The organism is Enterobacter sp. BNK-22 (assembly GCF_048684805.1).
Taxonomy (GTDB): domain Bacteria; phylum Pseudomonadota; class Gammaproteobacteria; order Enterobacterales; family Enterobacteriaceae; genus Enterobacter; species Enterobacter quasiroggenkampii.
Map to the genome: position 1 here is coordinate 1,241,458 of NZ_JBLQTT010000001.1, position 17,853 is coordinate 1,259,310.

A 17,853-nucleotide genomic window follows, 5' to 3' on the forward strand; every position below is an offset into this window, starting at 1 on the left:
GGCCTACAGAACTGAAACGTAGGCCGGGTAAGGCGAAGCCGCCACCCGGCACAATCCCACAAAAGTTAACGCATTACCCGGTCGTCAACATACTGACGTTTATCCGGCGCCGGTGGGAAATACTGGTACAGCCAGGTTTCACTGATGGCGTCGCCCTGGCAGCGCAGGAACAGGCGCATATCCACCGGTTCCGTCGAATCCGACGTTGGGTACCAGTCAAACAGAATGCGATATCCGTCAAACGGCTCAACGTAGAGGATCTCTACCTGCTTCGCTTCACCGCTGGAGAGCGTAATCACCGGCTCGATGCCTTTTGGCGCAGCAGCCTTCAGGTCGCCGCCGACGAAGTCGATGGCAAAGCGACGGGCCCACACTTTCGGGTAGTTTTCGCCCGGTGCCCAGCCTTCCGGGAAGCCGCCCATGCCGGTGCGGGTGGCGTAGACGTTGGCCAGCGGGGAGCGCACCGGCGGCATCGCGCTCCAGTAGAGGCGATATTTGAAGTCCAGCTCGTCGCCCGCTTTGACGGCTTTTTCCGGCTGCCAGAAGCAGACCACGTTATCCAGCGTTTCACCGGTGGTCGGGATCTCCATCAGGCCAACCGCGCCTTTACCCCAGTCGTTACGCGGTTCCACCCACAGGCTTGGACGCTTGTTGTACCACCCCATCACGTCCTGATAGTGCGAGAAATCGCGATCGAGCTGCAGCAGACCGAACCCTTTCGGGTTTTTGTCCATATAGGCATTGAACTGCAGCTTCTGCGGGTTGTTCAGCGGACGACAGATCCACTCCCCGTTGCCGCGCCACATCGCCAGGCGGTCGGAGTCATGGATTTGAGGGTGAATAGTGTCACACATGCGGCGTTCGTTATTGCCGCAGCTGAACATGCTGGTCATCGGCGCGATGCCGAGCTGCTTGATGTCCTTACGCGCGTAGAGGTGGTTTTCCACCTCCATGATCACCTGACTCTTCTCGCAGTGGATCACGAATTTATAGGCACCCGTGATGCTCGGGCTGTCGAGCAGCGTATAGACGGTAAAGGTCGTGTCGCCGGGCTTGACGGTCTCAAACCAGAAGGAGGTAAAGTCCGGGAACTCTTCCGGCGTGTCGGTAAAGGTATCTACCGCCAGGCCGCGGGCGGAAAGGCCGTACTGGTAAGTGTCATCCACTGCGCGGAAATAGCTCGCGCCCAGGAAAGAGACGATATCGCGACGCGCCAGCTCCGGCGCCTTAAACGCGCGGAAGCCCGCAAAGCCGAGATCGCTTTGCCCTTCCAGCTGTTTGGTATCCACCCCCGTTTCACCGTAGCTGAACAGCTCCGGACGGAAGTGGATCTCGCGCGCCATAGAGGTGGACTGGTCCAGCGAGAACATCCGCACGCGACGGCGGAACCCCATTCCCATATGGAAGAACTGCACGTCCAGCTGACGCCCTTCAATGTTGTTCCACAGTGACTGTTTTTCATCGTAGCGGATGGCGTTGTACGCCTGCGGCGTCATCGTGGCCAGCGTCTCCGGCAGCGGGCGCGGCGCACCACCCCACGGGGTTTTCGCCAGGTCATGCGCCATGGATTGCAGGACGGAGAAGTCAAAACGACGGCTCTGGCCGTCAGCAATGTCAGAGTCAGCAGCGTATGCCGCTTTGGAAAACAGGGAAGCAAGGCCGGATGTGCCGCTCAGGGCTGCCACTGCCAGCGAGCCTTTTAGAAAACGTCTGCGATTCATGCCTGGAAAAACGTCCTTATGGTCGTGTGAATGTGTTTCGCGCTCGGCGAAATGACGGCAAGAAAGAACGCACAGCCTAAACAAAAATGGTTAAGAATCCAATTGTTGGCCGGTGATTATCTGAACAAAGTGAGAAATATTTTCTGTCGACCAGAACGGCCCGAAAGTGGTGTAAAGAAAGCCTGGAAAATGTGTATAAAAATGCCCCGTCAGGACATCAGCTGACGGGGCGAATGAGGCGGTTATTTTACGCTGACATCGATACCCGGGAAGTACTTATCAGCGAGTTTGGCGATCGTGCCGTCGGCACGTACTTTATCAATTGCGGCATCAAGCTGCTTTTTGGTGGCCTCGTCACCTTTACGCAAACCAAAGCCGATCCCACTGCCGAGGATAGTGTCGTCAGACACCGGCTTGCCGATGAAGCCAAACCCTTTCCCCTGCGGCTTGCTGAGGAAACCTGCCTGCCCGGCCGCGGACATGACCAGCGAGGCGTCGATACGGCCATTCAGCAGATCGCCCCAGGCCATATTCTGATCTTTATACGACACCACGGTGACACCCTGCTTTTCCCAGTGCTCTTTGGCATAGGTTTCCTGAATGGAGCCCTGCAGCACGCCAATGGTTTTCCCCTTCAGCCCTTCTGGGGTTGCCTCAACCGCCGTGCCGGCCTTGCCGACCAGCTGCGACGGAATACGGTAAATCGGCTGGGTAAAATCAATGCTCTTGCGGCGCTGCTCGGTGATATTCATCGCCGAGTTGATGGCGTCGAATTTCTTCGCCACCAGGCCCGGGATCAGCGCATCAAACGAGGTTTCCACCCAGCTGCACTTCAGCGCTGCCGCTTTGCAGATGGCATTCCCCAGCTCAACGTCAAACCCTTCCAGTTCACCTGCCGCATTGCGGCTTTCAAACGGCGGATACTCGGCTTCCAGACCGTAACGCAGCTCGGACGCCGCGAAGGAGGAAAAGGTACACAGCAATCCCATGCCGACAACTAGCGCGCGTAATTTCATCTCAAACTCCTCAGAGCCTATCTCAGCGTGGTTTAACCCGACACAGGGCTTGGGCGCCTGCCCGTAACGTCGCCTCATCTTTCGCAAAAGAGAGACGAATCAATTTATTATCCGTACCGTCCGCATAAAACGCCGACAGCGGAATGGTAGCTACACCGTACTCAACGATCAGCCGTTTCACCAGCTCGCTGTCGCGCTCGTTGCTGAATTGGCTGTAGTCCGCCAGCATGAAGAACGATCCGGCGCTGGGCAGCAGCGTGAACGGCGAATCGGCCAGCAGACTCTGCAGCAGATCGCGCTTGCGCTGGTAAAACGCCGACAGCGACAGCCAGGTTTGCGGGTCGACCATATGTTCAGCAAACGCGTGCTGCATTGGCGTATCGGCAGAAAACATTAAAAATTGATGGACTTTACAAATCTCGTCCATCAGCACCGCCGGTGCAACACAGTAACCCACGCGCCAGCCGGTGACGTGATAGGTTTTTCCGAAAGAAGAAATAATCACGCTACGCTCCGCCAGCTGCGGGTGCGTGGCCATCCCGTGGTGCGGCTCACCGTCAAACACCACGTGTTCATACACTTCGTCAGACAAAATAATGATGTCGGTATTGCGCGTCAGCGCCGCCAGTTGCTGCAGGTCGTTGGCTGAAAAAACCTGGCCGCTCGGGTTGTGCGGCGTATTGATGATGATCATGCGCGTGCGCGGGGTGATGGCAGCCCGGACTTCGTCCCAGTTGACGGCAAAATCCGGCACGGTGAGCTTGATGGCAATCGGCGTTGCCCCCTGCAGACGGACAATCGGCGCGTAGCTGTCAAATGACGGCTCAAAGTAGATCACCTCATCACCCGGGTGCACCAGCCCGCTGATTGCCGAATAGAGCCCTTCGCTGGCGCTGGCGGTCACCAGCACCTCGCTGGCCGGGTCATACCGCGTGCCGTATAGGGTGGCAATTTTATCAGCAATGCGCTCTTTGAGCGGCTGCAGACCGGTCATCGACGCATACTGGTTATGCCCCGCCTCCATTGCGCGGGTAACGCCCGCAACAAGCTTTGGGTCGCAGGAAAAATTCGGTGCGCCCTGAGAAAGGTTAATCGCGTTATGCTGCGCCGAGAGCTGGCCGATAACGGTAAAAATGGTGGTGCCCACATCGGGCAGTTTAGAGCGCGTTTGAACTGGCGTTCGTAAAGTCATCCTCTTTCCCTTCTCATGGACATTGCATAACTATTCAAACAACATCTCTGTTGTCGGGACAATCGAATTGTTGTCATAATAGCCATGAGAAAAATGCATAGCTGAGGTGTTTCCATGTCGCGCCGTTCGCTCCCGCTTAATGCCATCGACGCATTTTTAGTCACCGCGCGTCACATGAATCTGACCCATGCTGCCGCAGAACTTTGCCTGACGCAGGGGGCCGTGAGCCGCAAGATAGCCTCCCTCGAAGCGTGGTTTGGCTTTCCGCTTTTTGAACGCCACGCACGCGGCCTGCGTCTCTCCTCGCAGGGCAGCGCCCTGCTCCCGGAACTGCAGTCTGCTTTCGAACACTTGCTGACCGTGGCCGACCAGGCCCGCAGCCAGCAGACCGTGATCCGGCTCAAGGCGCCCACCTGTGCCATGCGCTGGCTGGTGCCGCGCCTGCTGGAGGTGGAGCGTGAGCAGCCGGATCTGCAGATCGCCCTGACCACCACCACCGATCACAACGTCAACTTCAAAACCGAATCTTACGACGCGGCCATCGTGTTCGGTACGCACATGAGCGCAGGCGACCTGCTGTTCGAAGAGGCGCTCACCCCGGTGATAAGCCCGGTACGGGCGGGTGCAGCGCTGGGATCGCTGACGTTCCTGCACCCAACAAGGGATAAGACAGACTGGTCGCTGTGGCTGACGAAACAGGAAGGTCCGGGCTTTGCCATGCACAAAAATCAACACTTCGACACGATGGATCTCGCCATCACGGCCGCCATTCAGGGGCTGGGCGTGGCCATTGCCGACGAAACGCTGGTGGCCGAAGATGTCCGCGCGGGAAGACTGATGCGGCCTTATGAAACCAGCATAAAAACCGGCGCGAGCTACCGGCTGGTACTGCGCGAAACGCCAGGGGAGGAAAATGGACTGGCGGCGTTTCGCGCCTGTTTGCTTAATCGAGGCTGACGTGGTGCTTCATCACCCGCTTGAAGAGGCTCATGCGGGCGCGCATAAAGCGGTTTTCAAGCCGGAAACCTGCATGTTTATTCACGCCAATGCGTAACAAAACGTCCCGCCCTTTTCGGCATGCGGGCCAGTGCGTCGGCCCTGGCAGGATCTCACGAGGCCCTGCATCTCGCGCAAAGCTCACCCAGTAATCGGCCACGTGGGCAGCAAACTGTAAATCCCGTTCGTTGACATACTGGCGTGAAGGCTCCACCTGGCCGAGGGTATCGAAGACGTAGGGCACCTCATTGCCGTGCCAGGCGCCGTTGATATAGGTGGCATGTTCCGCTTCCGCGACATAGTCAAACCAGTAACGCCAGCACAGTCCGCCGACGCGCTGCTGCGCCTGCATCACGACGTAGCCCATCGTGGTGAACGCCATGTCGCGGCACACTTGCCTGCCCAACTCCTCATCGCCTTTGACGCCCGGATAGAGCAGCTTAATCAGCCCCAGCCCGAAGCGTCGCTCCCGGCGGAGCTTCTGAATTTGCCCGGCGAGATCGATGCCAAACACCGCCATCACGCTGGCCTCATCGCTGTTCGACCCAATCATCACCGGTACGGGATGCTGGCGGGCAGCGAAAAAGACGTCCAGCATCGCTTCGGGCAGAACGCAGTCCCCGACGATGGGCGCCGGGGCGACGTTCAGCGGCGCGGTTAACGGCCAGAACGCGTCCGGCGGAATGGCGCGCAGCTGCTCAGCAGTCGCCTTCTCCAGGCCAAAATGGGCGGCCAGCGCCTCCCCTTTTTGCAGCGCCTGTTCACGCGGCGTGTCCGGCAAGGTATACCCGCTTTGCACAATCGCCTTGTGGAACAAGTCAGCCGCCAGGGGCGATGCCAGCAGAGAGAGCACGCTGCGCGCACCGGCGGATTCGCCAAACAGGGTCACGTTAGCGGGGTCGCCACCAAATGCGGTGATATTGTCCCTAACCCATTCGAGGGCCGCGATCTGATCCAGCAGGGCAAAATTATGCACCACGCGATCTTCCTCGCCTTCCAGCGCGGGATGGGCGAAAAAGCCGAGATGGCCGAGACGATAGTTAATCGTGACCACAACCACCCCGCGTGTGGCCAGCGATTTGCCGTTATAAGGCGGCAGGCCGCCTGCGCCAATCGTAAACCCGCCCCCGTGCAGCCAGACCATAACCGGAAGCGTCCCGGCGCGCTCTTTGGGGGACCAGACGTTCAGATAAAGACAGTCTTCCGAGAACTGACCGGGATCGCCCCCGCCCAGCTCCTGACAATATTCGCTGCTTTGCCAGCTTGAGGCCGAAAAGGTAGTAGCCTGGCGAACGCCATCCAACGGCTCAGGGGGCCGCGGAGAGCGCCAGCGCCACTCGCCCACGGGCGGTGCGGCGTAGGGAATGCCGCACCAGACGTGGACATTTTCATCGGTTAAACCAGACAGTGCGCCCTGGCGCGTTTCAACCACAGGGGCGGAAGGATTTTGCATAACGACCTTATTTTTTCCATCACACCCCAGCAGAGTAACGATTTCAGAGCAAACCGCAACGCTGTTTGCTGCGGGTTTCAGCCTCCTGGTAGAGCGTGAACTCGTCATACACCGGGCAGCCCAGAGCGTCTTCAAACGCATCGCGGCTGGCGTTGCCGTGGCTACGGGCCTGGGTTTCATTCCCGAGATTGGACTGGAATATCCCGGCGGCGCTAACCGGGAGGAAATCTTCGTAGGTGATCGGCTGAGCGACCACCCATCCGCGCTCTATTAGCGGCTGCGGATCATCGCCCGGCCGGAACGCATGGCGATGCGCTTCACCCGCAGGCGTCAGACGGTAGCGGAAATACGCCAGATCCTGACGGCGCATTAGCAGTTCACTGTCCGGGAAGGCGCTAAAGATCTCCCGCAGATGCAGCTGATGCGTCAGGTTATCTTTGCCGGTACCGGCCTGGGAAAGCAGGCTATCGTACAGTTCACGCCCTTTCGGGGTCAGCGCCACGCCGCGCTGCTCAATCTCACCGAAGCGCGCAGTGTGGGTGCCCTTATGTTCCCCGGCAAACAGCACCGGCTCTTCCAGGGCTTTAAAGCTGGTTTGACGCAGCAGGACGGGCACCTCGCGACGCGGCGGCCCTTCAATCAAAATTTTCGGCTCGATACCGTACTTCGGCATCAGCTCCTGCACCCGGTCAATATCCAGCGTGCGCGGCGTGAGGTGGTTAATATGGCAGCCCGGGAAGCAGACCACATCGGCAATCAGGCGATGCTCGTTATGCAGCGCCTGATAGGTTTCCTGATCGACCGTCGCATGACGGTGCCAGCGGAAGGTTTCCAGCGCTTCCTGCACAAATTCGTGCGCCTGCTCGTCAGTAAACTGCCCCTCAGATTCATACAGATCGAGCAGCGCCAGACAGCGCGGGGTAAAGATGTTCCGGTGAGAGAGGATTTCCGCCGCCCGTTCGCGCAGCGCAACGTTGTCAATCAGCTCAAGGCGTAGCAGCGACGTAAAGATACGGAACGGATTACGGCACAGCGCCGCATCATCGATCGGGCGAAACGCCGTTGAGTGGACCGGCACCCCCGCCTGGGAGAGATCATAATAGCTGACCGGGTACATCCCCATAATGGCAAACATACGACGCAGGGTTGAAAGTTCATGTGCTGTGCCAACGCGGATCGCCCCGTGACGCTCCACGTTCAGGCGCGCAAGCTCATCGGCGTTTGCCAGTTGTTCATGTAATAGTGGGTTATTTTCCAGCACCGCCAGGTTTACGTCCGCAACCAGTTCGAGCAAGGTGCCATACTGCGGAACTTCCTGCTGGTACATCGCCGACATAGCCTGCGAAAAGTGTTCCCGAATGTCATCAGCCGTGATGGTGTTCGCCATGATGTCATGCCTCCAGTGAATATTACCTGGAGTGTAGAGAAACCCGTTCCTTCCGGGGGGAAGAATTTCTGATTTGTGATCTTAAGACGACAGTGGTCAAACCGTGTGCTACTGGTCCCTGAACAGGTCCGAACGAAACCGCCCTTTCGACCTGAACGCTTTTATCCAGGATTTTCCTTATAATTATTTAGGGTTCCGCTTGCTAGCTATAAAGGAGTATTTTTTGCTTTTTTCCTGACTGCAAATTAACCAATTTGCGTGCGCCATTATTTTTTCCTCACCTTTCAAATTTTTAGTTCGAAGTTAGGATTAATCCGAATGGTTGTTTACAAGTCCCTCCTGCCTATCCATATTTCCATTTTAAGCGAAGCGTAAATTTACAAATATTTAAAAATAACGCAGCCGCAAATAGCAAAACGCATTTGACGGATGACGCACAGCGACTAGAGTTATTACTCGAACGACGAGTGATACGGAATATTTTCGTATCGTACTGACATAACCAATATATGACTATGAGGTTTAATATGGCAGAGCATCGTGGTGGTTCCGGTAATTTCGCAGAAGACCGTGAAAAAGCATCAGAAGCTGGACGTAAAGGTGGCCAGCACAGCGGTGGTAATTTTAAAAACGATCCGCAACGCGCATCTGAAGCGGGTAAGAAAGGGGGACAGAACAGTCACGGCGGAGGCCGTAAGTCTGATAACTCCTGATCTTATTTAGTACTCTTTTAATAAAACCAGAGAGCATGCTGCGGGCTGAAAAGCTCGCAGTACCCTTTCATTATTTTACCGGAGCGTAATTATTATGAATATGAAAAGTGTTGAGGATGTATTTATTCATCTTCTGTCGGATACCTATAGCGCAGAGAAGCAGCTTACCCGTGCGCTGAGCAAGCTCGCCCGCGCCGCGTCCAGCGAGAAGCTGAGTGCCGCCTTTACCGCACACCTTGAAGAAACGCAGGGTCAGATTGAGCGTATCGACCAGATCGTCGAGCAGGAAGACGGTATTAAGATCAAACGCATGAAATGCGTGGCGATGGAAGGCTTAATTGAAGAAGCCAACGAAGTCATCGAAAGCACGGAAAAAAATGAAGTGCGTGATGCCGCGTTAATTGCTGCTGCACAAAAAGTTGAGCATTACGAAATAGCCAGCTACGGTACCCTTGCCACATTAGCAGAACAACTGGGCTATAAAAAAGCCGTTAAACTTCTTGCCGAAACGCTGGAAGAAGAAAAAGAGACCGACCTTAAACTCACCGACCTGGCCGTTGGAAATATTAACCAAAAAGCGCAGAAATGACGCAATAACACAGGTTAAATAAAATGAGCATCAGTCCCAGGACAATTAAACGGTGCCATTTAACGGCAGCTATAATATGGTTCATACTCGCTATCCCTTCCGTAATATGGTGGAAGAACAGCGTGCTATGGGTCATTATCATCAGTATCTATGCCAATATTGTCGGCCATTTATCTGGCTACAGTGCTGCACGTGCCGATCAGGCTGCTGAAAGTGAGACCAAATAAGCGAACCCCTAATGAGGATACAATGATGAATCACGTAGAACACTACCATGACTGGCTACGCGATGCCCATGCGATGGAAAAGCAAGCCGAATCTATGCTGGAATCCATGGCCAGCCGTATCGATAATTATCCTGATGTTCGCGCCAGAATTGAACAGCATATTAATGAGACAAAACGGCAAATCACATTGCTGGAGGAAATCCTCGACCGTAATGATATTTCTCGTTCGGTCTTAAAAGACTCGATGAGCAAAATGGCGGCGCTGGGGCAATCCATCGGCGGCATGTTCCCTTCAGACGAAATCGTGAAGGGCTCGATCAGCGGCTATGTTTTCGAACAGTTTGAAATTGCCTGCTATACCTCCCTGCTGGCAGCGGCCAAAAAAGCCGGGGACACCGCTTCGGTACCCGCTATTGAGACGATCCTCGCAGAAGAGCGCGAAATGGCCGACTGGCTGATTCGCCATATCCCGCAAACGACGGAACAGTTCCTGCTGCGCTCAGACGCATCGGGTGTCGAAGCGAAAAAATAATCCACAGGAGAGTGCCTATGTTTCGACACGTCAAACAGCTGCAATACACGGTTCGCGTCGCCGAACCGAATCCCGGCCTGGCCAACCTTTTACTGGAACAATTTGGCGGACCGCAGGGTGAACTGGCCGCCGCCTGCCGCTACTTTACGCAAGGGTTGAGCGATGACGATCCGGGCCGCAAGGATATGCTGATGGATATCGCGACCGAGGAGTTAAGCCACCTCGAAATCATCGGTACCCTGGTCGGTATGCTGAATAAAGGTGCCAAGGGCGCGCTGGCGGAAGGGGTGGAAAATGAGGCCGAGCTGTATCGCTCCATGACCGAAAACGGCAATGACAGCCACATCACCTCCCTGCTCTACGGCGGCGGTACCCCGCTCACCAACTCGGCGGGCGTGCCGTGGACGGCGGCCTACGTCGACACCATTGGCGAGCCGACGGCGGACCTGCGCTCAAACGTGGCGGCCGAGGCCAGAGCCAAAATCATCTATGAACGGCTGATCAACGTGACTGACGATCCCGGCGTTAAAGATGCCCTGGCGTTTCTGATGACGCGTGAGGCGGCGCATCAGCTCTCCTTTGAGAAGGCGCTGCAGTCCATCCGTAATAATTTCCCGCCGGGAAAACTGCCGCCAATCGAGGAATTCACCAACAAGTACTACAATATGTCTGAAGGTGGAGAGGTTCGCGGAAGCTGGAACAGCGATAAACACTTCGATTACGTTGAGTCCCCCCAGCCTGCGGTGGATGGCGGCGATGGCAGTGCCAGCGTCACGCTCACAACCGAGCAGGCAACCCTGGTCAAGGCGATGTCTGCCCGCACGAAATCCGATCCACATTCCGACCCGCTGACCGGTGCCGAGCTGGGTGCCGGAAAGACTAAACCGTAATCGGTTTGCCGGGCAGGCCTGAACTGCCCGGCAATTCGCGTGCCCCATCGTCTCAGAGGTACGGACCATGTTCGAACTCGATGCGTTTCATCTGGCCAGAATTCAGTTCGCTTTTACCGTCTCGTTCCACATCCTGTTTCCCGCGATCACCATCGGTCTCGCCAGCTACCTGGTGGTGCTGGAGGGCATGTGGCTGCGCACCAAAAACGACGTCTGGCGATCGTTGTACCACTTCTGGCTCAAGATATTTGCCGTTAACTTCGGCATGGGCGTCGTTTCCGGGCTGGTGATGGCGTATCAGTTCGGCACCAACTGGAGCGGGTTCTCCCAGTTCGCGGGCAGCATTACCGGCCCGCTTCTGACCTATGAGGTGTTAACCGCCTTCTTCCTGGAGGCCGGATTCCTTGGCGTCATGATGTTCGGCTGGAACAAAGTCGGCCCGGGGCTGCACTTCTTTTCGACCTGCATGGTGGCGCTCGGCACGCTGATGTCGACCTTCTGGATACTCGCCTCTAACAGCTGGATGCACACGCCACAGGGTTTTACTATCGAGAACGGCCAGGTGATCCCGCAGGACTGGCTGGCCATCGTCTTTAACCCCTCCTTCCCTTACCGTCTTATTCATATGGCTATCGCCGCGTTTCTGAGCAGCGCGCTGTTTGTCGGGGCATCGGGGGCATGGCATCTGCTGCGCGGTAACGATACGCCCGCCGTTCGCACCATGTTTTCGATGGCGATGTGGATGGCGCTGCTGGTCGCGCCCATTCAGGCGGTAGTGGGCGATATGCACGGCCTTAACACGCTTGAACATCAGCCGGCAAAAATTGCCGCGATTGAGGGTCACTGGGAAAATCCCCCCGGTGAAGCCACCCCGCTGCTGCTGTTTGGTCTGCCGGATATGGAGGAAGAGCGCACCAAATACGGCCTGGAAATCCCCGCGCTCGGCAGCCTGATCCTGACGCACAGTCTGGACAAGCAGGTCCCGGCGCTGAAAGACTTTCCGAAAGAGGATCGCCCAAACTCGACCATCGTTTTCTGGTCGTTCCGCGTGATGGTCGGGATGGGACTGCTGATGATTACCCTTGGTCTTGTCAGCCTCTGGCTACGCTATCGCCATCGACTTTACCAGTCGCGCCCGTTCCAGTGGTTTGCCCTCTGCATGGGGCCGGCCGGGCTGCTGGCGCTGCTCGCCGGATGGGTGACCACCGAAGTGGGACGTCAGCCGTGGGTCGTCTATGGCTACCTGCGCACCATCGACGCGGTATCGCTGCACAGCACCCTACAGATGAGCATCAGCCTGCTGGCGTTCTTCGTTGTCTACTCATCCGTGTTTGGCGTGGGCTATGTTTATCTCATCCGGCTGATTAAGAAAGGACCTCAGCCCGTCGATACGCTGACGTCAAACACCTCGGGCACGCCTGCCCGTCCGCTGTCTGCCGCTGAGTCTGTTCCGGAAGAGGAGAGAATCTGATGGGCGTCGATATCTCAGTAATTTGGTTTGCCATTATCGTGTTTGCCACGCTGATGTACATCATTATGGATGGCTTCGATCTGGGCATTGGCCTGCTGTTTAACTTTGTGGGCGATGCGAAAGAGCGTGATGTGATGGTCAACAGCGTAGCGCCCGTCTGGGACGGCAACGAGACCTGGCTGGTGCTCGGCGGTGCGGGGCTGTTCGGCGCGTTTCCGCTGGCCTACGCGGTGATTATTGATGCGCTGACGATCCCCCTCACCGCAATGCTGATCGGTCTCATTTTTCGCGGCGTCGCCTTTGAGTTCCGCTTCAAAGCCACCCCCTCACACCGCCGGTTCTGGGACTACTCCTTTGCCGGCGGCTCCCTGCTCGCCACCTTTAGCCAGGGCGTGGTGGTGGGGGCGGTGATCAACGGCTTTGACGTGGAGGGCCGACGTTTTGTCGGCTCGGCGCTGGACTGGCTCACGCCTTTCAACCTCTTCTGCGGCATCGGTCTGGTCGTCGCTTACACGCTGCTGGGCACCACCTGGCTCATTATGAAAAGCGAAGGCGCGCTGCAACAACGCATGCGCGAGCTGACCCGCCACGTGCTGCTGGCCCTGATGGTGGTTATCGCGGTAGTCAGCGTCTGGACGCCGCTCGGCTGGCAGTACGTCGCCGACCGCTGGTTTACCCTGCCCAACTTCTTCTGGTTCCTGCCGGTTCCTCTGCTGGTCGGTATCTTCAGCGTGCTGATCTGGCGCCTGACCCGCAATCCGGACAGCCACTCTCGCCCTTTCCTGCTGACGCTGGGGCTGATCTTCCTCGGGTTTAGCGGGCTAGGCATCAGCCTCTGGCCAAATATTATTCCGCCACGCATCACCCTGTGGGAGGCCGCAGCCCCGCCTGCCAGCCAGCTGTTTATGCTGGTTGGGACGTTACTGATTATTCCGGTGATCCTGGTGTACACCGCCTGGAGCTACTACGTTTTCCGGGGCAAGGTCTCGGATACTGAAGGCTATCACTGAGGAACGCTATGACGGACTGGCATACACGGGCCATTATTTACCAGATTGATACCGCACTCTTTTATGATTTGAACGGCGATGGCTGCGGAGACATCGCCGGGATAGCGGCCAAGCTGCGCTACATTCGCCGGATGGGGGCGACAGTTATCTGGATCACCCCGTTTTATCTCACCCCCTTTCTCGATGAAGGCTATGACGTCAGCGACCATCTCCAGGTGGACCCCCGCTTCGGAAAGCTGGCCGATATCATTGCCCTTATCGAACAGGCCCGCGAGCTGGGCATGCAGGTCATTATTGAGCTGCTGATCCAGCACACCTCCGACGCGCACCCCTGGTTCCAGCAGGCCCGCCGTAACCCGGCGTCACCCTACCGGGATTACTACCTCTGGTCAGACACTGACGACGACGATACGCCCCCGATGTTTCCCGGCGTGGAGGAGAGCATCTGGAGCTGGGACGACGAGGCGGGACAATACTACCGGCACATGTTCTATCGCCACGAACCGGACCTGAACCTGACCTCGCCCGCGGTGCTGAAAGAGATTGAGAACATCATCCTCTTCTGGCTCAAGCTGGGCGTATCGGGGTTCCGCCTGGATGCCGCCTCGCACCTGACCACGCAGGCGGGAAATGGCGATGAAAAAAAGGGTCTGTGGATCCTCGAGCATATGCGCCGTCTTATTGAGGAGCATAATCCGGAGGCGATCCTGTTGGGCGAAGTGGACGTCGAGGTGGAGGCCTATCAGGACTACTTTGGCAATAATGACCGCCTGAATCTGGTGCTCAATTTCTGGCTCAACAAGTATTTCTACGTCAGCCTGGCCCGAAAAAGCGCCCGCCCGCTGCGCAACGCGGTGAAGAAGATGATCGTCCCGCCCGATTCATGCTGTTTTGCCAACTGGCTGCGCAATCACGACGAGCTGGATCTGGAGGGCATCAGCCAGAAAGACAAACAGTTTGTCCTCGATACCTTCGCCCCTGACGACGAGATGAACGTCTACCAGCGCGGGATCCGCCGTCGCCTGGCCCCGATGCTCAATGGCGATCTGAAGCGGCTAGCGTTCTGCCACGCGGTACTCTTTTCCCTGCCCGGCGTTCCGGTGATGCGCTATGGCGATGAGATCGGCATGGGGGATGACCTCGATCTGGAGGAGCGCTACGCCGTCCGCACCCCCATGCAATGGGCGGGATCGCAAGGCGGCGGTTTTTCGGCAGCCGATCCGGGCAAATTTATTGCGCCGATTATCGACCACGGCCCTTATCGCTATCAGAAAATCAACGTCGCTGATTCGCTGCTCCACCGCAACTCGCTTCTGCACCGGATCATTGATATCGCCAATACCCGCTCGGAGTTCCCCGAAATCGCCGTTGCGCCCTTTCGGCTCCTCACGATCGACAGTGACGCGGTACTGGGGATCTATTACGAGACCGAAGAACGCAGCATCCTGACCTTTGTTAACTTCAGCGACCAGCCGGTACGGTTCACCGTCAAGGGGATCCGCAACGCCACCTGGACCGCCTGTCTTGCGGACAAACGCTACGATGACGCGCTGGTTTGCGGTAAAACCGTTGAGCTCAGCCTTGGCGGCTATGGCTATCGCTGGTTCTGGACGCACCGCAGCGCGCTGCGCTGATTACGGTTTCCTGCGGGTGAGCAAACGCGTTAATACAATCCCCGCCAACGCCAGCCCCCCTAACGCTACTTTGCCCGGCATACCGGAGGTGACGGACGTCGCGCGGGTTTTCGCTTCGTCAGTGAAACGACCATGGATTTTGTGCAGGTCGTTAACCGGCTGGTCGAGATAGTCCCGGCGGTCCGGCGCGTTCAGATCGTCCGTCATCTGACCTTCCCAGGCTTTCTTCACCATCAGCCGGTCCAGAAAACCCGGGAAGAGGAACTGCCCGACAATCGACTGAATGGTGCTGCTGCCTACCCACAGCTCACGCACCGGCTTTTGCGCCACCCTGAAGATGGCGCTGGCAGCAACTTCAGGCTCGAACACCGGCGGAACCGGACGCATCGCCCAGGCGAACTTGTTCCTTGCCCATTCAAACTGCGGCGTGTTAAGCCCCGGCATCTGCACCATCGAAAGCTGAACCCGGCTGTTCTCATGCATCAGCTCGGTACGTACCGCGTCGGTAAACCCGCGGATCGCCGCTTTGGCCCCGCAGTAGGCGGACTGCAGGGGAATGGAACGGTAGGCCAGCGCGGACCCTACCTGGATAATCACGCCCCTGTCGCGCGGAACCATAAGCTCGAGCGCCGCGCGGGTACCGTTCACGTAGCCGAGGTACGTCACCTCAGTCACGCGTCGAAACTCGTCCGGCGTAAGGGTGCGAAACGGCGCCAGCACAGCCCCCATGGCATTGTTAACCCAGACATCAATCGCGCCGAGGCGATACTCAATGTCGTTAGCCGCGTCCACCACCGCCTGACTGTCGGCGACGTCAGCCTGCACGGCGTGTGCATTTACGCCGAAGCGGCGCAACTCTTCCTGTGTGGAGTGCAGGCTTGCCTCATCGCGGGCGATGAGGCCGACATCGTAACCTGCTTTTGCAAAGCGCAGCGCCGTGGCTTTTCCCACGCCCGCCGTCCCACCGGTAATCACTATGACAGCCATAGAACCTCCACGCGAAATCAACCGTTATGCCCGTCCGACAATGCTGTCACCAGCTCGGCCAGCGAAAAATGCACCGCTTTTTCCACCACGTCCTGACAGTCGCCGGAGAAAAGTACGGTGCGGGTTTGCGTCTCGCCCTGGATGTTCCACGCAAAGCAGACCGTCCCCGCCGCCGTGCCATCGTCGCCCCCTTCCGGGCCAGCATAGCCGCTGATGGCGATACTGATATCCGCCTGGGCGATGTCGCGGATGCTGGCGGCCATCTCGGTCACCGTCTGCTCACTGACAGCGGTATAGCGTGCGAGCGTCTCAGGACGAACGCCGAGGATCCGCGCTTTGGCTTCGTCGCTGAATACGACCAGGCCAACATCATAAAAATCGGCCGTGTTCTCTTCGGCGCAAAGAGCTACCGAGAGCTTTCCGCCGGTACAGGATTCCGCCGTGGTTAAGCGAAGCCCGAGATCGGTTAATTTGCTCGCCAGTTTTTTCGTCAGTTCACCCACGGTATAATTGTTGTCGTGAAAAATATTGCTCATCTTTTCGCCTCTTATTTCTCAAAAGGAATGATTGAAATATGTCCATTGCGCTCAAGTATGGCATATTTAATTTGGCTTATTTCGGTAATACCATTATTTTGACGCGCTGACACCAGAATATCATCGCAAGAGACATCGACCTTTTTGAGTTTATCCGCCAGGGGTACGCCGTTTTCCACCAGAATCACAGGAGTGCCGTCCAGAATATTCTCCACCGGAGAAAAATACTTCTTCATAAGGCCAAAAATAATATCCACTACCACCAGGGTGGTAATGGTAATCATCGCACCGGTGACGGAGAAATCTTGTCCGAGAAGCGCCTGCTGAGTGGCTTCACTAATTATCAGGAGCAGTATGAGATCGAAGCTGGTCATCTGCAGCAGCGCACGCCGCCCGGCCACTTTAAATACCACCACGAGGAACAGATAAATCGCCAGCGCACGAAAGACCATATCCATATCAGCCTCCTAGGGGTAAATAAATTGCCAGAGGGTTATCTCCGGCTCGTTGTTTACACGAACGGTCGTGTTCCATTTACCGGCTCTCGAAGGCGTGGTGAAGAGTAACATCGCGAAGCGGTCTGACTTTTTCAGGTTGTTATAGACAAAATAGAGGGTCTTGCCACGGCTGAACATGCTGTCCGGCTGCGGCCAGACGCTGCCAGGCTCGTAAATATCGCTGCTCTCGCTGGCCATGCTGAGAACATACTTTCCCTCTGTTCGCACCGGGAACGCCAGCGCCATTCGCGTCTCCGTCTCCCGGCGGCCAAACCGTTCATAGCTTATGGTCAGTGATTTAGCGGAATTGGTTTTAACCGTATCGCTGACCCACCCGCTTGAAAACAGACCGGCGATAGCGGCGATGATAATAACCAGCAGAACAATAAAACCCACCTGACGAAACGCGTATTCAAACGTCAGCAAGCGATAACTCTCATCTATCCCGGGCAACTTTTCATTTTCACGCTTCATGGTCATCGTCACCGTTTCGCTTATTATCCGATAAGTTTGATTTTTCACGCGAATGTTTTTAGGACTTATCACATTTGCCACATAAAGAAATAGCAACAATACTTAATAAGTCAAGACACCCAAAATGAAGGATATCCGATGAAATTATCGCTTATTTCCGCTTTCATGATATTTCTGGTTCCGGCCGCCTTCGCAGATAATAACGGCGGGTTACAAAAAGGTGAAGCTCCGCCGCCACCCCATGCGCTGGATAGCGGATATCGCGGAACCGATGATGCGCGTATTATGACCATCGATCAGGCAAAACAACTGCACGACGGTGCGACCATTTCATTACGCGGTAATCTTATTGACGGTAGCGGCGATAAGTTTGTATTTCAGGATAAAACCGGAAAAATCGACGTTATTATTCCCCAGGCAGTCTTCGACGGCAGAACGGTAAAACCCGACCAGATGATCAGTATCAACGGTTCGCTTGATAAAAAATCATCTCCTGCCGTCGTCCGTGTTGATCGTTTGCAGAAATAA

Annotated in this window: 19 protein-coding genes; 10 read left to right on the forward strand and 9 right to left on the reverse strand. The window is 56.5% G+C overall.

Going from position 1 to position 17,853, the window contains the following annotated elements:
* Positions 1-65: 65 nt before the first annotated feature.
* The 3 genes from ACMGGE_RS05715 to ACMGGE_RS05725 form a co-directional block, all read right to left on the reverse strand.
* Positions 66-1,721: a glucan biosynthesis protein D gene (locus ACMGGE_RS05715; RefSeq protein ID WP_047075337.1), complete on the reverse strand. Its 1,656-nt coding sequence runs from the start codon at positions 1,719-1,721 to the stop codon at positions 66-68.
* 242 nt (positions 1,722-1,963) lie between these two features.
* Positions 1,964-2,737: a transporter substrate-binding domain-containing protein gene (locus ACMGGE_RS05720; RefSeq protein WP_021242531.1), complete on the reverse strand. Its 774-nt coding sequence runs from the start codon at positions 2,735-2,737 to the stop codon at positions 1,964-1,966.
* Between the two features lie 22 nt (positions 2,738-2,759).
* Complete coding sequence (locus tag ACMGGE_RS05725; RefSeq protein WP_104948593.1) at positions 2,760-3,929, reverse strand: pyridoxal phosphate-dependent aminotransferase; 1,170 nt, start codon at positions 3,927-3,929, stop codon at positions 2,760-2,762.
* A 114-nt stretch (positions 3,930-4,043) separates the two neighbouring features.
* Here ACMGGE_RS05725 and ACMGGE_RS05730 point away from each other — a divergent pair, with 114 nt between their 5' ends.
* A complete protein-coding gene (locus tag ACMGGE_RS05730) occupies positions 4,044-4,886 on the forward strand; it encodes a LysR family transcriptional regulator (protein WP_420293496.1) in 843 nt (280 codons plus the stop codon).
* On the opposite strand, the gene ACMGGE_RS05735 is transcribed toward ACMGGE_RS05730, so the two are convergent.
* A complete protein-coding gene (locus ACMGGE_RS05735; RefSeq protein WP_420293497.1) occupies positions 4,873-6,378 on the reverse strand; it encodes a carboxylesterase/lipase family protein in 1,506 nt (501 codons plus the stop codon). The genes ACMGGE_RS05730 and ACMGGE_RS05735 overlap by 14 nt on opposite strands.
* Before the next feature lie 43 nt (positions 6,379-6,421).
* Complete coding sequence (locus ACMGGE_RS05740) at positions 6,422-7,765, reverse strand: VOC family protein (protein ID WP_045910509.1); 1,344 nt, start codon at positions 7,763-7,765, stop codon at positions 6,422-6,424.
* 527 nt (positions 7,766-8,292) lie between these two features.
* Here ACMGGE_RS05740 and ACMGGE_RS05745 point away from each other — a divergent pair.
* The 8 genes from ACMGGE_RS05745 (at position 8,293) to ACMGGE_RS05780 (ending at position 14,831) form a co-directional block, all read left to right on the forward strand.
* Complete coding sequence (locus ACMGGE_RS05745) at positions 8,293-8,478, forward strand: general stress protein (protein ID WP_004150795.1); 186 nt, start codon at positions 8,293-8,295, stop codon at positions 8,476-8,478.
* Between the two features lie 94 nt (positions 8,479-8,572).
* Entirely contained in the window at positions 8,573-9,067 is a 495-nt protein-coding gene (locus tag ACMGGE_RS05750) for a ferritin-like domain-containing protein (protein ID WP_023311678.1), read from the forward strand.
* Between the two features lie 23 nt (positions 9,068-9,090).
* Positions 9,091-9,294 (forward strand): hypothetical protein, encoded by a 204-nt coding sequence (locus tag ACMGGE_RS05755; protein WP_013096662.1) that lies wholly within the window; start codon positions 9,091-9,093, stop codon positions 9,292-9,294.
* A 25-nt stretch (positions 9,295-9,319) separates the two neighbouring features.
* On the forward strand, positions 9,320-9,826 hold the full coding sequence (locus ACMGGE_RS05760) for a ferritin-like domain-containing protein (protein WP_014831871.1): 507 nt from the start codon (positions 9,320-9,322) through the stop codon (positions 9,824-9,826).
* A 17-nt stretch (positions 9,827-9,843) separates the two neighbouring features.
* Positions 9,844-10,716: a manganese catalase family protein gene (locus ACMGGE_RS05765; protein WP_008502274.1), complete on the forward strand. Its 873-nt coding sequence runs from the start codon at positions 9,844-9,846 to the stop codon at positions 10,714-10,716.
* Between the two features lie 67 nt (positions 10,717-10,783).
* On the forward strand, positions 10,784-12,187 hold the full coding sequence (locus ACMGGE_RS05770; protein ID WP_048223144.1) for a cytochrome ubiquinol oxidase subunit I: 1,404 nt from the start codon (positions 10,784-10,786) through the stop codon (positions 12,185-12,187).
* Positions 12,187-13,197, forward strand: coding sequence for a cytochrome d ubiquinol oxidase subunit II (gene cydB, locus ACMGGE_RS05775; RefSeq protein WP_048030525.1), 1,011 nt, complete (start codon positions 12,187-12,189; stop codon positions 13,195-13,197). The genes ACMGGE_RS05770 and cydB overlap by 1 nt, the downstream gene beginning before the upstream one ends.
* A gap of 8 nt (positions 13,198-13,205) precedes the next feature.
* Entirely contained in the window at positions 13,206-14,831 is a 1,626-nt protein-coding gene (locus ACMGGE_RS05780; protein WP_420293498.1) for an alpha-amylase family protein, read from the forward strand.
* Here the strand turns inward: ACMGGE_RS05780 and ACMGGE_RS05785 are convergent, their stop codons facing one another.
* The 4 genes from ACMGGE_RS05785 to ACMGGE_RS05800 are packed head-to-tail and all read right to left on the reverse strand — an operon-like array spanning position 14,832 to position 17,325.
* Complete coding sequence (locus tag ACMGGE_RS05785) at positions 14,832-15,818, reverse strand: SDR family oxidoreductase (protein WP_063621590.1); 987 nt, start codon at positions 15,816-15,818, stop codon at positions 14,832-14,834.
* Positions 15,819-15,835: 17 nt separating this feature from the next.
* Positions 15,836-16,354, reverse strand: a complete 519-nt coding sequence (locus ACMGGE_RS05790) for a 2-oxo-tetronate isomerase (RefSeq protein ID WP_420293499.1) — start codon at positions 16,352-16,354, stop codon at positions 15,836-15,838.
* 11 nt (positions 16,355-16,365) lie between these two features.
* Entirely contained in the window at positions 16,366-16,812 is a 447-nt protein-coding gene (locus tag ACMGGE_RS05795) for a DUF421 domain-containing protein (RefSeq protein ID WP_008502280.1), read from the reverse strand.
* A 9-nt stretch (positions 16,813-16,821) separates the two neighbouring features.
* On the reverse strand, positions 16,822-17,325 hold the full coding sequence (locus tag ACMGGE_RS05800; protein ID WP_420293500.1) for a hypothetical protein: 504 nt from the start codon (positions 17,323-17,325) through the stop codon (positions 16,822-16,824).
* 138 nt (positions 17,326-17,463) lie between these two features.
* Here ACMGGE_RS05800 and ACMGGE_RS05805 point away from each other — a divergent pair, with 138 nt between their 5' ends.
* On the forward strand, positions 17,464-17,853 hold the full coding sequence (locus ACMGGE_RS05805; RefSeq protein WP_045910503.1) for a YdeI family stress tolerance OB fold protein: 390 nt from the start codon (positions 17,464-17,466) through the stop codon (positions 17,851-17,853).